This is a genomic window from Pseudomonas gingeri, assembly GCF_013386115.1.
GTDB lineage: Bacteria > Pseudomonadota > Gammaproteobacteria > Pseudomonadales > Pseudomonadaceae > Aquipseudomonas > Aquipseudomonas gingeri.
This window is the reverse complement of the sequence record NZ_JACAOR010000014.1, coordinates 1-13874: the sequence shown is the minus strand read 5'-3', so window position 1 is coordinate 13874 and position 13874 is coordinate 1. Positions and strand designations below refer to the sequence as shown.

The window sequence follows — 13874 nt, the reverse complement described above, 5'->3', positions numbered from 1 at the left end:
TCAAGGCAGCAGCAGGTAGATCGCGCTGAGGGCCAGCAACAGCGCCATCAGCCGGTTGAACAGGCGCATGCCCCGGGGATTTTCCAGGTAGCGGCGCAGAAAGGTCCCGGCAAAGGCCCAGCAGGCAATCGAGCCATAGCAGATCACGAAGTAGATCAAGGCAAACTCCAGCACCACCCGCGTATCGCCGTTGGCGGCAAACGCCCCCATGCCCGCCACGCAGGCCAGCCAGGCCTTGGGGTTGAGCCACTGCATCACCGCGCCGACCGCCAGGGTCGGCCGCTTGCCGGGTTGGCCGGCATGCAGCGAGCCGTCGTCCATCGCCAGCTTCCAGGCCATGTACAACAGGAACGCCACGCCGCCGAGCTGGATCACCCGCGTCAGCGCGGGCAGCGCCAGCAACAGTTCATGCAGTCCCAGGCCGATCAGCACCAGCAGCAGGGTGAAACCCACGGTGGCGCCGGTGACGTGCCGCAGGCTGGCGCGCAGACCGAACTGCGCGCCGGAACTCAGGGCCACGATATTGACCGGGCCGGGGGTGATGGACGACGCCAACGCAAAGGCGGCCATGGAAATCAGAACGCTCATCGAATACTGCCCTCTCAGTGAAATGTGACAGGCAAAGTACTCAACCACCCCGGCAGCGTATTGAAGAAAACTCCCCTGGCGGCGCATTATCAGGATCATCGTGTTGCTCTGGAGGAACATCCCACATGTCGGCTTCCACACCTGTCCCCATCATCGAGACCCACCGCCTGCTGCTGCGTCCGGTGCAGGCGGACGACCTCAAGGTCGCCCAGGCCATCCACGGCGACCCGCAGACCAATCGCTACAACCCCAAGGGCGCGGCGTCCCTGGAAACCACCAGCAGCAACCTGTTCAACTGGATCGAGCACTGGAAGAGCCGGGGCTTCGGCTACTGGGCCGTGTGCGACAAGGAACACCCGCAGACGGTCCTGGGCTTCGGCGGACTGCAGGACGGCCTGTTCGGCTCGCGTAGCGGACTGAACCTGTATTTCCGCTTTGCACCGGACGCCTGGGGCAAGGGCTACGCCAGCGAAATGGTCGAAGCCGCCCTGCACCTGGCCTTCAGGACCCTGGAGCGCAACGAAGTGATCGGCCTGGTGCGGCCGGACAATCTGCCCTCGCGCCGTACCCTGGAACGCGCCCGGATGATCGTCGACGGCGAGCTGGACGATGTTCCGGGCCAGCCCCACAGCCTGCTCTACAGCCTCAGCGCCGAACGCTACCTGAGCCCGGAAAGTTTCATGTAGCCGCGGCGGACGAAGGCGTAAGATGGGCCGAGCACCCATTACAAAATGTGTCAGCCCAGGGAAAGCCACTATGAAATCGAGCCTCGTCAAAGCCGCACTGGTGATCGGCAGCCTGTTGTTGAGCGCCTGCTCCGGCGTGACTACCAGCAACAACAGCGCCTGCGAGACACTGAGTTGCCAGCAGCACTACAACAGCAGCGCCCGTGTCAGCCAGCAGAACGGCTCGATGAACAGCAACCTGGGCAGCAGCTTCAGTGAGTACGGAGCGAGCATGCTGCGCGACTGAAGCGATTCGCTACAGCGCGCAGACCTCCCGCAGGCAGCCACGTAACCAGCGATGGGCCAGGTCGGCGTCCATCCTCGGGTGCCAGAGCATCGATACACTGAAGTCTGGCGCATCGAGCGGCAAGGCAAAGCTGTGCATACCCAATCGCAGCCTTGCGGTATGGCGCTCCGGCACACTGGCAATCAGATCGCTGGAACGGGCCAGCGCCAGCGCGGTGGAGAACCCCGCGACAATCGTCAGCACCGCCCTCTCCAGGCCCAGGCGCTTGAGTCCATCGTCGATCGGCCCCTTGTCGAGGCCACGCCGGGACACGCTGATGTGCTGGCCCGCCGCATAGCGGGCCGGAGTTATCGTCCCTTCGCTCAACGGATGCCCCGCGCGCACCACACCGACAAAACGGTCGCGGAACAGCGCCTGGGTAAACAGCTCCGGACTCGCCGCCTTCCCCACCACGCCGGTCTCCAGATCCACCGTACCGTCGCGCAGCGGTGTGCTGTCCTTGTCCGGCTTCTGCACAAAGCGCAGGCGCACACCCGGTGCCTGCTGGCCGATGCGGGCAATCAGCGCCGCGCCGAAATTTTCCACGAAACCTTCGCTGGTGCGCAGGGTGAAGGTGCGGACCAGTTGCCCAAGATCCAGCTGTTCGGCGGGCCGTAACAACGCCTGTGCCTCCTCCACCAGACGACCGACCCGCTCGCGCAACTCCAGAGCCCGGGGTGTCGGCACCAGGCCACGTCCGGCCCGGACCAGCAGCGGGTCGCCGGTGGTTTCCCGCAGGCGCGCCAACGCCCGGCTCATCGCCGAAGGACTCAGGCGCAAACGCTCGGCGGCTCGCGCCACGCTGCCCTCGGCCAGCAGCACATCGAGGGTCAGCAACAGATTCAGGTCAGGTGTCGACATCGGCAGCCCCGCTTCAGGTGAGTCATGGATAGCGTCAGACGCACGAATAATCTGCAACCCATGCGCCTTCCGCCATAGTAGGGGCCAGCGTAGATTTCCGGTAGCTGCGTATCGGCAGCGCCGGGAAAAGAGGACGGGATGAAAGTCACCACCACCGCACGACATCAAGCCACCGCAAACCATGGCAGCGATGCACCCTCCGTACGCTGGGCCCTGGGCAGCCTGGCCCTGTCCATGCTGCTGTCGTCCCTCGGCACCAACATCGCCAACGTCGGCCTGCCGACCCTGGCCCAGGCCTTCGAGGCGTCCTTCCAGCAGGTCCAGTGGGTCGTCCTCGCCTATCTGCTGGCGATCACCACGCTGATCGTCAGCGTCGGACGCCTGGGCGACCTGCTGGGTCGGCGTCGCCTGCTGCTGTCCGGCATCGCCCTGTCCACCGCGGCCTCGGCCTTGTGCGGCCTGGCACCGACACTGGGCTGGCTGATTGGCGCGCGGGCGCTGCAAGGGCTTGGCGCGGCGATCATGATGGCGCTGACCCTGGCCTTTGTCGGCCAGACCGTGCCCAAGGCCCGCACCGGTAGCGCCATGGGCCTGCTCGGCAGCACCTCGGCCATCGGCACCGCCCTCGGGCCATCGCTGGGTGGCATGCTGATCGCCGGATTCGGCTGGCAGGCGATCTTCCTGATCTGCGTACCGCTGGGCTTGCTGACCTGGCTGCTCGCCTATCGCCACCTGCCCGCCGATCCACTTGCAACCCAGGCCAGGCGCCCCAGCTTCGACCTGCCGGGCACGGCGTTGCTGGCCCTGACCCTGGGCGCCTACGCACTGGCCATGACCCTGGGGCGCAACCATTTCGGCTCGCTCAATATCGCCCTGCTGGTGGTAGCGGCCGTGGGTGCCGGGCTTTTCGCGTGGGTCGAGACGAAGGTCGCCTCGCCACTGATCCAACCGGCGATGTTCCGTGACCACTTGCTGAGCGCCAGCCTGGTCATGAGCACGCTGGTTACCACGGTACTGATGGCGACCCTGGTGGTCGGGCCGTTCTACCTGGCCCTCGCCCTCGGCCTGGAACCGGCACGGGTAGGCCTGGTCCTGGCGATCGGACCCGCCGTCGCGGCGTTGGCCGGCCTACCCGCCGGACGGATCGCCGACCGTTTCGGCGCCCCCGTCATGACCCTCGCCGGGTTGCTGGCCATCGCCCTCGGCTGCCTGGGGTTATCGCTGCTGCCGCGGACCCTGGGTGTCGCCGGCTACATCGTGCCCATGGTGATCCTCACCCTGGGCTACGCCGTGTTCCAGACGGCCAACAATACCGCCGTCATGAGCGAAATCCCGGCAGACCGGCGGGGCGTGATTTCCGGCCTGCTCAACCTGTCGCGCAATCTCGGCCTGATCACTGGCGCCGCGGCCTTGGGCGCGGTATTTGTATTCGCCACGACCAGCAGCGATATCATCACGGCGGATCCCGAGGCGGTGGCAGCCGGCATGCACACTACCTTTGCCGTGGCCCTGGGACTGATCGTCGTTGCGCTGGCGACGGCGATGCACAGTGACCACCTTACCGGGCAGGCGCGAGGGACAGGTCGTCAATAGGTCGGCTGAGAGATAAATGAGTCGATGAGCGGGAGTACCGGTTTCCCGCTCTATCGAAAATCAAACCCGCTTCGCTCACCCCTTGTATTCGTTCAACTGCGCTGTCAATTCCCGTGATAGACAGGTGATCTCCCTTCGGCCTCTGCCTTGCGCCCCTCCTGAAAGTCGTTTGATTTATAGAGCGTTGCGCGTTGCGCATCCAGTTCGGATAGAGCGTCGGCTTGCACCGGGTCGATAGTCCGATGCGCAGATGCCAGCGATGCCTTGATCCCTAAAGGTCCATTTGCGGCGATCCTGTTCGCCAGCTCGATCGCCTTGTCGAGGGCTGACTGTGGATCGGGGATCTCCTGGACCGTTCCCATGCGATAGGCCTCACGGGCGGTCCAATGATCTCCCGTAAGAATGTAGCGCATTGCGTTGGCCCAACCGGCTTCGCGCACGAATCGCACTGTCGATCCACCGCCCGGGAAACGACCATGCGTATTTTCATCCTGTCCGAAATTGGTGTTGTTCGCCGCGACCCGTATGTCGGCAACAAGAAACAGCTCATGCGCCATATTCCAGGTGTCGCCGTGGACCGCGACGATCAGCGGTTTGGTGAGGCCGGGCATTTTCTTGCCAAGCGGGTCGATCAGCCCATCACCGAGCGTGGTTCCGCCTGAGCTGGCAACGGCCTTAAAACCCTCAACGTCAAGGCCCTGAGAGAAATTGTCCCCGTGTCCGAACAACACAGCGGCACGAAGTGATGGATCATGGTCGTAGTCGTAATATGCCTTGGCGAGGGCCAGATACGCTTCCGGATCAATCCGGTTCTGAATGTTGGGTCGGTTGATACCAATCAATACGATCTCACCGCGACGCTCGACGGTAATCTTATGGGATGAACTTGTCGGAATATCGACCATTGTTACGTTGTCAGGACGTGACTCGATCTTGTCGATGGTTTGCGCAAAGACGGCCCCGGTGGGCAGCGAGAGCGCTGAGAACATGATGATCGTCCGGAATAATTTCTGCATCGATGTTTCCTTTTCATGAAGGTGGCTGTGCGAGTGGGCAGCGATCTCGGCCTCTTCGCGACAAGCGCCAGGGCACTCGCGCGGCTGATGCCGCGCGGGTCTCCCGAGACCAGGGCTATGAGTCTGGCCAGATTCGTTACGCAACGGCGCCCTCGTCGAGGAAGGCGTAGTCGGTGTAACCCGCGTCACGCCCCCCGTAGAAGGTATTGCGATCGTAAGGGTTGAGCGGCGCGTTGATCCGCAGCCGCTCAGGCAGATCCGGGTTGGAAATGAACGGACGGCCGAAAGCTACCAGGTCCGCATCTCCAGAAGCGACGATCTCCTCGGCGGTTTCCTTGGTGAAACCACCGGCGGCAATGATTGGCCCCTCGAAGATGCCGCGCAGTCCCTTGGACGCGACGGCCGGAACGTTCAGCTCAATGTCCTCGTAGCCACGGATGCGCGGCTCGATGACGTGCAGATAGGCCAGACCGAAAGGGTTGAGCTTCTTCGCCAGGTAGCCGAATGTCGCCGTGGGGTTGCTGTCCGACATGGTGCCGAACTGGCCGCTCGGAGAAATCCGCACCGCCACGCGATCGCCGCCCCACACCGAAACCGCCGCCTCGACAACGTCGAGCATGAAGCGCGCGCGGTTCTCGATCGAACCTCCATAGGCATCGTCGCGATGATTGGTACCATCTTGCAGGAACTGGTCGGGCAGGTAGCCGTTCGCGCCATGCACCTCAACACCATCGAAGCCCGCGGCCTTGGCGCGCTCGGCACCGCGCCGATACTCCTCGATCACGCCGGGTATTTCATCGAGACGCAGCGCCCTCGGCACCACCTGGTCTGCCTCGGCGATGCCGTCGCCGTCGCGCACAACGGATTTTTCCTTGGCCGCGATCGCAGAAGGGGCAACCGGCAGTTCACCGTTCATGTTGTCCGGATGCGCCTGACGACCGCCATGCCAGAGTTGAAGATAGATGCTCGCGCCTTTGGCGTGGACGGCATCGGTCACCTTCTTCCATCCCGCGACCTGCTCGTCAGTATGAATGCCAGGCCCACGGGCGTAGGCGATACCCATGGGCGACACGCTAGTCGCCTCGGCGATCAGTAAGCCTCCCCTGGAAGCCCGTTGGGCGTAGTACTCGACCATCAGGTCTCCGGGTACGTCGCCCTCTTCGGTACGCAGGCGGGTGAGCGGAGCCAATACGACGCGGTGCGCCAAACGGAGCTGCCCAATCCGGGCCGGGGTGAACAGTTTAGACATGATTCATTCTCGTTTTTAATGGGGGCGTCGAGACTTGGGGACGAAGCGCTGCGGCCTCCTCGGAGGAGGAGACCCGGCTGTCAATGATGGGAGTGTCGATCGCGCCCGAGCTGATCGTGTCGGCCCGGATACACCGGTCCTTCAGCGCCATCGACCATGCAGGCTCAGGTCTCGATCATGCTGGCCTTGCGCAGCGCCGGCAGCAGTTCAGAGGGATCCGGGCGCTGTGTATAGTCGGGATTGACTTCGGCATACACGATCGTGCCGTCCTGGGCGATGACGTAACGCGCCGGCATCGGCAGGGTCCACTCAGGATCGTCATTGAAGTTCGGCAGGTCGTTCTTGAAGCTCTTGTACAGTTCGACCAGATAATCGGGCAGCTTGAATTTCAGACCGAAAGCCTCACCTACCTTGCCTTTTTCATCCGAAAGGATCGGGAACGTGACTTCATTGTCACGAACGGAGCGCCGGCTATTGGGGGCGGTCTGCGGCGAGATCGCGACCAGGCTGGCACCCAGCTTTTCGAATTCGGGCAGGCTAGCCTGCAGTGCTTGCAACTCCAGGTTGCAGTACGGGCACCAGACTCCGCGATAAAAGCTGACCACCAGCGGCCCTTTTGCGAGCAGTTCCGCCGACGAGACGGTTTTACCGTCCGGGTCTCTGAGAGTGAACGACGGGGCCTTGTCGCCGACCTTCCTGGCTCGCTCGGCCTGGCCGCTGGCCTTCAGCTCGGCGGTTGCCTTGTGCATCGTTTCGACGACCACGCGAGGCGCATGATAAGGAGGCTTGCCGGCCTCGAAATCGGCCCTGAACGCGTCGAGTCTTGCTTGCAAATTCATGTTGCTCTCCGTCAGTAAGATGATGAACGCGAAGTGGCGCGTCCATCGAGGCTGGTTCGCGGGTTAGCGGCCCAGGAGCTCAAAGTTACTGACGGATACACCTGCGTTGTAGAGCGCTCCCGGGCATTTCTATTATTCCCCGGAAGAATGGGCAAGCTTGATCCGAGACCATGATCATGCAAAAAAGATGATGTCGGACACGCTTCTCCCAGGCTCTCCTAAAGCAGGACGCACATGACAAAAACCGTGGTGATATGACGCAGAGCATCATGGGCTGCATGACCACGCAGAGCGTGGGAACGATCGAAGGACGCCCACTACGATCCGGTAGCCGGTGAGCTCGACGGCGAGCTGTGCATTCCGGTGCGAGCGTTGTGATTAGCCGGGTGGTCGCGTCAATACAAAGCAACGGAGTGACCTCTGGCCACTCCGTTACACACTGCCAGAGACTCTTCGCTCAAACGGCGCCGTGTGCCGCCAAATTGCGGTACTGCCCTTTGAAATACAGCAACGGCTGCGCCGCGTCGGCTTTATGCAGGTTTAACGCTTTCACTTCACCAATCACGATCACATGATCACCCGCAACATATTCAGCGTGAATTTCACAATCCAGCCAATGCAGACTGTCGGCAATAACCGGATTGCCCAGCGGTGATTGCTGCCATTCGATTCCCTGCCATTTATCCGTGCCCCGGCGAGCGAACTGGTTGGAAATCCTGACCTGTTCACCGGATAGAATATTGACTGCGAATCGACCCGCCTCGCGAATTTTCGGATAACTGGCCGAACTGCGCATGACACTGAACGACACCAGCGGCGGGTTCATCGACACGCTATAGAACGACTGACACGTAAAGCCAATCGGCTCGTCACCGGTGTGCGATGTAATCACCGTAATACCGGAAGCGTAGTGTCCGAGCGCCTCACGAAAGCTCACGGGCTCAATGGCAGTAACTGTCTCAGTGGCAGGGAGTGACATGCTAAATCCTAGTTCGACAGCTCTTTGCGGATGATCTCTGCACCGGCGCTCAACGCATTCAACTTGCCCCTTGCTACCTGGCGAGGCAATGGCGCCATGCCGCAGTTGGTGCATGGATAGAGCTTGTCGGCATCGACGAACTGAAGTGCCTTGCGCAGGGTATTGGCCACTTCCTCAGGCGTCTCAATGGTATGGTTTGCCACGTCGATGGCACCGACCATCACTTTCTTGCCGCGAATGAGTTCGATCAGATCCATTGGAACGTGAGAGTTATGGCACTCCAGCGAGACGATATCGATGCTTGATTTCTGCAACTTGGGGAACGCCTCTTCATACTGGCGCCATTCTGAACCCAAGGTCTTTTTCCAGTCGGTGTTGGCCTTGATGCCGTAGCCGTAACAGATATGCACTGCCGTTTCGCATTTGAGTCCTTCGATGGCCCGTTCCAGGGTGGCAACGCCCCACTCGTTCACCTCATCGAAGAACACATTGAATGCAGGCTCATCGAATTGAATGATGTCGACGCCAGCAGCTTCGAGTTCCCTGGCCTCCTGGTTGAGGATCCTGGCGAACTCCCAAGCCAGCTTTTCACGACTCTTGTAGTGGGCATCAAAGAGCGTGTCGATCATGGTCATGGGGCCTGGCAGAGCCCATTTGATCGGTTGCCCGGTTTGTTGACGCAGGAACTTCGCGTCTTCTACAAAAACTGGCTTCTTGCGGGCAACAGCCCCCACCACCGTGGGTACGCTGGCATCGTAGCGATCGCGAATCCTGACGGTTTCGCGCTTTTCGAAATCGACCCCTTCGAGGTGCTCGATAAATGTGGTCACAAAGTGCTGACGCGTCTGTTCGCCGTCACTGACGATATCGATGCCAGCGTGCTGCTGCTCTTGCAGCGCCAGGCGCAATGCATCCTGTTTGCCCTCGATCAACCCTTCATCCTGCAATTTCCAGGGCGACCAGAGGGTTTCAGGCTGTGCGAGCCAGGAAGGTTTAGGCAAGCTGCCAGCAGTTGAAGTCGGTAACAGTTTTTTCATAGCCGATTAAAACCTTGTATTTTCAATGACTCAAAGAGCGTAACTGGCAGACCATTGCTCAAGAATGGTCTGATAAGGCTTGATGAAGTGCTCTCCAGCAAACTTCCCCTGCTCAACAGCCAGACGACTGCGCTCATCTCGGTCGTACACGATTCGAGTCAACGAGTAGTCCTGGTGTTTCAAGCTGGGCTGATAGACTTTCCCGGCCGCGGAATTCGCGTTGTAAATCTCGGGGCGATAGATCTTCTGGAAAGTGTCCATCGTGCTGATCGTACCGATCAGCTCAAGATTGCTGTAATCATCGAGCAAATCGCCGGAGAAATAGAAAGCCAACGGCGCTGCACTGTTCGGCGGCATGAAATAGCGGACCTTCAAGCCCATCTTTTTGAAGTATTCATCCGTCAGGGAATATTCATCCTGCTGATATTCAACACCCAGTACAGGATGCTGGTTCTCGGTGCGCTGGTAAGTTCTGCTGCTCGAAACGCTCAGGCAGATGACAGGTGGCTTTTTGAAGTGCTCTCTGTAGGCGTCCGAGTTGACGAAGCATTTGAACAGCTTGCCGTGCAGATCGCCGAAACCGTCTGGCGTACTGAACCCGGCCTGATTCTTGTTGTGCTCCAGCAACACGACACTGAAATCGTAATCCCGCACATAGGAGGAGAAGTTGTTTCCGACAATGCCCTCGATGCGCTCGTTGGTTTTCCTGTCAACGATGGTGGTTTTCAACACCTCGATCAACGGGATGGCATTACCACTGAGATGCGCATCGATATTCATTTCAGCGGAAATGATTTCCAGCTCGACCGTGTAACGATCACCTTCAGGATTGTCCCAATGCGCCAGAGTGTTGAAGCGGTTGTCGATCATCTTCAGGGTGTTACGCAAATTCTCCTGACGACTCTCTCCTCGCGCCAGATTGGCAAAGTTGGTGGTAATCCGCGTCTTGTCCGACGGACAATAGTTCTCATCGAAACAAATGCTCTTGATAGCAAATGTGAATTCGTTTTTCATCGTGACCCGCACCTGTATTTCGACAAAGCTGAACTGGCGTCTTGCTTCTTTCAGCTTTGATCAACTTTCTGTTCCTTCACTCGGCAGCCTGTAGATCGACCATTGTGAAGAGCTGCACGCATTTTAAGCAGGGAGGCTGTATGAACAAAAACGAATTGATTTCAAAAAATCATTAGTCGCGCTCATGATGGCGGATCTGCGTGACCGCTTCGATCACGAGCGACGCCACCACTCTTGCGCCATCTGTAATCCCAATCAGTGGCGTCGGGGTATTTCCGTGTGCTGCGGATACCGCTATCGGTGATCTGCTTCATGTCTTTCCAACGAGAAATCCACAACGAACTGCTGATGACGCTGAAGCCATGTTCGAAGGCGTACAGGACCGTACGCTCAAAGCACAGCGTGCAACGCACGCCACGCTCAGGTTCAGGCTCCATGCCTTTCGCTGGACCCATTGTCGTTAATTGATCTATGGTGAGGCAAACTAATCCTAATACCACTCAACTCAAATTTTATTCATAATTATGATCGATATTCGTCATCTTAAAACCGTTCAAGCCATGCGTGACACCAGCAGCCTGGTTGAAACGGCTGAGCGCCTGAATCTTACTCAGTCAGCCATTTCCCATCAGATGAAGGAGTTGGAAGAGCGGATGGGAATGACATTGTTCACGCGCAAATCAAAGCCGATGCGCTTTACCAGCGCGGGCCTGAGATTGCTGAGACTGGCTGACGAAGTCCTGCCATTGCTGAGGGAAGCCGAACGCGATTTCAGCCGGCTAGCGGGGGGCTCCGCTGGACGTTTGCACATGGCTATTGAGTGCCACAGCTGCTTTCAGTGGTTAATGCCAGCCATCGACGCCTTCAGGACCTCATGGCCCGAGGTAGAGATGGATCTGGCATCAGGGTTTTCTTTCGCACCACTACCTGCACTGGCTCGTGGGGATCTGGATCTGGTCGTAACATCCGATCCAATCAACCTGAACGGCATTACCTACGTGCCGCTGTTTGCCTATGAAGCATTACTGGCAGTGGATAATCACCATCCACTGGTTGGAAAAAACGTCATTCTGCCAATCGACTTGAAACCCTTCACGCTGATCACCTACCCCATCGAACGGGACCGCCTGGATATCTTCACACGCTTCCTCGATCCAGCCGATGTCGAGCCACTCAACGTTCGAACGTCAGAGATGACCGTGATGATGATGCAATTAGTGGCATCAGGTAGGGGCGTTTGCTGCTTGCCGAACTGGGCGCTATACGAATACACGTCTCGTGGTTATGTCACAGCGCGGCGCCTGGGCGACAACGGCTTGTTTCCGACTCTGTTCGCTGCGGTGCGTTCAGACATGCTGGCAACGCCATACATGCAAGACTTTTTACTGACGGCGAAAGATACTTCTTTCTCGACGCTGGAAGGCATCAGCGCGGTTCGTTAATAGCACTCCGCGTTCAGACCTGTCGCTCTAGATACAGCGTCCGTGAGTGTCTGCTTGGGGTTGTGGATTCAACCGGTCGACGCAACAGATTGACCCCTGCGCAGTGAGCGAAGCGGCAGCTCTCCACTGCGAGGCCAAACCCAATCAGAGCAAACCCGGCTAGGAACATCGAGGGCGCAAAGGCGGATGCTATTGCTCACCGCATCTTCAGGAGTTTTCGTTCGGTGACTGACTTAAGTAGCAGCCATGCCTATGCAAAACGATTCGACGCTGTGCTCGCCTACATCGATACGTACCTCGAAGGCGATCTGTCGGTGAATGCATTGAGCCGGATCGCCAACTTCTCGGCGTTCCATTTTCATCGACAGTTCACGGCGTATGTCGGCGTTCCGGTTGCACAGTATGTGCAGTTGATGAGGCTTCGGCGCGCCGCGCACCAATTGGTCGGCTCACCTGATCAGTCCGTTCTGGAGACAGCGCTCAGTGCTGGCTTCGAAAGCCCCGAGGCCTTTTCAAGGGCGTTCAAGCGAGCCTTCGGCATGACGCCGAGTGCGTTCGCAAAGGCACCGAACTGGCAGCTCTGGAGTGCGGTATTCGTTATCCCTCACTTTTCCAGGAGTATCACCATGCAGATACGTATCGTGGAGTTCGCCGAAACCCGCGTGGCAGCGCTTGAGCATCGCGGGGCTCCCGGCCTCGTCAGTGAAAGCGTCAATCTTTTCCGTCAATGGCGCATGCGGAGCGGCCAGTCGCCGGTGGCCCTGAGCCGCTCCTTTGGCATCCCCTACGACAATCCCGATACCACGTCCGCAGAGGACTTTCGGTTCGCGATTTGCGGCGAGATAAAGGAGGCCGTACTGCCCAATGAATTCGGTGTGCATGAACGAGTCATCCCCGCAGGGCGTTGTGCCGTGATTCGCCATACGGGCTCACCTGACTACATCGGAGAAACCATCTACCCGCTTTACCGCGACTGGCTTCCCTCCAGTAAAGAAGAGCTTCGGGATCATCCGTTGTTCTTCCATTACCTGAGCGTCTTTCCCGAAACGCCGCAGGATCAATGGCAAACGGATATTTACGTTCCGTTGAAATAGGCGAGGCTGGCTTCCGGCCCGGCTTGCCGCTCGATCGGTGACACGCATTGACCGGGCGGCAGCTTTCGGCCAGAAGCGGACTGTTTCCCAGTAAATAAATCTGTCCCCTTTTCCCCGGTAAATAAATCTGTCCCCTTTTCCCCTGTCCCCTTTTCCCCGCGTCGAACCATCCAGGCGAGCCTTCAACCCTGCCGGTTGAGCACCAGTAAACGTACCGCCAGAGCTGTCATCACCACAGCGAAGCTATACGCACCAAGGCGTTTGGAGAGTACGCCTTCGCGCAGGCGCCCATGCAGACGTCCGGCGCATAAGCCGAGCAGGGAATGGAAGATCAATGCGATCAGCGCGAGCAGCAACCCCAGGAACATCAGTTGCGAGGTGATGCTGCTACCCACGGTGACGAACTGTGGCAGGAACACCATGAAGAACAACAGCGCCTTGGGGTTCAGCAGGCTGTTGAGCGTGGCTCGGGCAAAAATCTTGCGCATCGAAGCCTGCGTGGCTTGAGTATCCGTATCCGCAGGGGAAGTCTTCAAGGCCTGCCAGGCCAACCACATCAGATAGCAAGCACCGGCCCACCGCAGCAAGTCAAATGCCGGAGCCCAGCTCATGACCAGCGCACCAAGACCCGTGCTCACCGCGACGGTCATCAGCACATCGGCCAGGGTTATTCCCAGAGCGGCGGCGAGGCCGAAGCGCCAGCCGTGGGCAACCGCATGGCTGGTGACGATAGCCATGTTAGGGCCGGGAACAACCAGCAACAGCAAGGCGGCAACAATGAACAGGTAGAGATTGGTGGCGTCCGGCATGGGGTAATACTTCCTCGGGGAAGGAGTCATGCTAACCGGCGTTAGTCAGGCAGAAGCAGATACAGTGAGGATGGATTTGGCCGCTACAGTCAGGGATGGAGAGGTTAAATAATCCTTTTGACGGCATCTAAAAAGTTGGCCAGTAATGATTATATCTGATCTACCTCGCCATCCAGCTCTGGTGCGCCAACCCCGAGGCCGAAGCCAAGGCGGCTGGCGCACCGGCCAGCCTGCCCGCCCTCGCCCGCCAGGAGTTTCTGGTCGCGGCGAGTAAGCCAAACGATGGACAATATAAATTCTCGCGGTAGACCGCTCTCGGCCGATTCTGTTGAATAAGTCGGA

Annotated in this window: 15 protein-coding genes and 1 pseudogene; 6 read left to right on the top strand and 10 right to left on the bottom strand. The window is 59.1% G+C overall.

What is annotated here, in order from left to right:
* Positions 1-588 carry a LysE family translocator gene (locus HX881_RS26995; RefSeq protein WP_177087497.1) on the bottom strand — a complete coding sequence of 196 codons (588 nt, stop codon included), beginning with the start codon at positions 586-588 and terminating at the stop codon, positions 1-3.
* A 125-nt stretch (positions 589-713) separates the two neighbouring features.
* Between HX881_RS26995 and HX881_RS26990 the strand changes: the two genes are divergently transcribed.
* Both HX881_RS26990 and HX881_RS26985 read left to right on the top strand, forming a co-directional pair.
* Positions 714-1274: a GNAT family N-acetyltransferase gene (locus tag HX881_RS26990; RefSeq protein WP_017124681.1), complete on the top strand. Its 561-nt coding sequence runs from the start codon at positions 714-716 to the stop codon at positions 1272-1274.
* Between the two features lie 70 nt (positions 1275-1344).
* A complete protein-coding gene (locus HX881_RS26985; RefSeq protein WP_017124682.1) occupies positions 1345-1560 on the top strand; it encodes a hypothetical protein in 216 nt (71 codons plus the stop codon).
* Positions 1561-1569: 9 nt separating this feature from the next.
* Here the strand turns inward: HX881_RS26985 and HX881_RS26980 are convergent, their stop codons facing one another.
* The gene (locus tag HX881_RS26980; protein ID WP_177087495.1) at positions 1570-2460 is read right to left on the bottom strand and encodes a LysR family transcriptional regulator; all 891 of its coding nucleotides are present in this window, start codon (positions 2458-2460) and stop codon (positions 1570-1572) included.
* A gap of 138 nt (positions 2461-2598) precedes the next feature.
* Here HX881_RS26980 and HX881_RS26975 point away from each other — a divergent pair, with 138 nt between their 5' ends.
* Positions 2599-4053 carry an MFS transporter gene (locus HX881_RS26975; RefSeq protein WP_177087493.1) on the top strand — a complete coding sequence of 485 codons (1455 nt, stop codon included), beginning with the start codon at positions 2599-2601 and terminating at the stop codon, positions 4051-4053.
* Positions 4054-4157: 104 nt separating this feature from the next.
* Here HX881_RS26975 and HX881_RS26970 read toward each other — a convergent pair whose 3' ends face one another.
* From HX881_RS26970 to HX881_RS26940, 7 genes are all read right to left on the bottom strand, one after another.
* The gene (locus HX881_RS26970; RefSeq protein ID WP_177087491.1) at positions 4158-5069 is read right to left on the bottom strand and encodes a crotonase/enoyl-CoA hydratase family protein; all 912 of its coding nucleotides are present in this window, start codon (positions 5067-5069) and stop codon (positions 4158-4160) included.
* A gap of 136 nt (positions 5070-5205) precedes the next feature.
* Complete coding sequence (locus HX881_RS26965; RefSeq protein WP_177087489.1) at positions 5206-6318, bottom strand: alkene reductase; 1113 nt, start codon at positions 6316-6318, stop codon at positions 5206-5208.
* A 164-nt stretch (positions 6319-6482) separates the two neighbouring features.
* Positions 6483-7157: a peroxiredoxin-like family protein gene (locus HX881_RS26960; protein ID WP_177087487.1), complete on the bottom strand. Its 675-nt coding sequence runs from the start codon at positions 7155-7157 to the stop codon at positions 6483-6485.
* 457 nt (positions 7158-7614) lie between these two features.
* Positions 7615-8136, bottom strand: a complete 522-nt coding sequence (locus HX881_RS26955; RefSeq protein WP_177087486.1) for a flavin reductase family protein — start codon at positions 8134-8136, stop codon at positions 7615-7617.
* 8 nt (positions 8137-8144) lie between these two features.
* Positions 8145-9173 carry a methionine synthase gene (locus HX881_RS26950; RefSeq protein ID WP_177087484.1) on the bottom strand — a complete coding sequence of 343 codons (1029 nt, stop codon included), beginning with the start codon at positions 9171-9173 and terminating at the stop codon, positions 8145-8147.
* Between the two features lie 30 nt (positions 9174-9203).
* Complete coding sequence (locus HX881_RS26945; protein WP_177087482.1) at positions 9204-10187, bottom strand: DUF1852 domain-containing protein; 984 nt, start codon at positions 10185-10187, stop codon at positions 9204-9206.
* 182 nt (positions 10188-10369) lie between these two features.
* Positions 10370-10624 carry an epoxyqueuosine reductase QueH gene (locus HX881_RS26940; protein WP_246356594.1) on the bottom strand — a complete coding sequence of 85 codons (255 nt, stop codon included), beginning with the start codon at positions 10622-10624 and terminating at the stop codon, positions 10370-10372.
* Positions 10625-10711: 87 nt separating this feature from the next.
* On the opposite strand from HX881_RS26940, the gene HX881_RS26935 reads away from it, so the two are divergent.
* Complete coding sequence (locus HX881_RS26935) at positions 10712-11629, top strand: LysR substrate-binding domain-containing protein (protein WP_042934695.1); 918 nt, start codon at positions 10712-10714, stop codon at positions 11627-11629.
* Positions 11630-11853: 224 nt separating this feature from the next.
* Positions 11854-12723 (top strand): GyrI-like domain-containing protein, encoded by an 870-nt coding sequence (locus HX881_RS26930; protein WP_177087479.1) that lies wholly within the window; start codon positions 11854-11856, stop codon positions 12721-12723.
* Positions 12724-12905: 182 nt separating this feature from the next.
* Here HX881_RS26930 and HX881_RS26925 read toward each other — a convergent pair whose 3' ends face one another.
* Positions 12906-13532 carry a LysE family translocator gene (locus HX881_RS26925; protein ID WP_177087477.1) on the bottom strand — a complete coding sequence of 209 codons (627 nt, stop codon included), beginning with the start codon at positions 13530-13532 and terminating at the stop codon, positions 12906-12908.
* Between the two features lie 152 nt (positions 13533-13684).
* On the opposite strand from HX881_RS26925, the pseudogene HX881_RS32875 reads away from it, so the two are divergent.
* Positions 13685-13810: pseudogene (locus tag HX881_RS32875) on the top strand (LysE family translocator); the annotation flags it as partial.
* Positions 13811-13874: the final 64 nt, after the last annotated feature.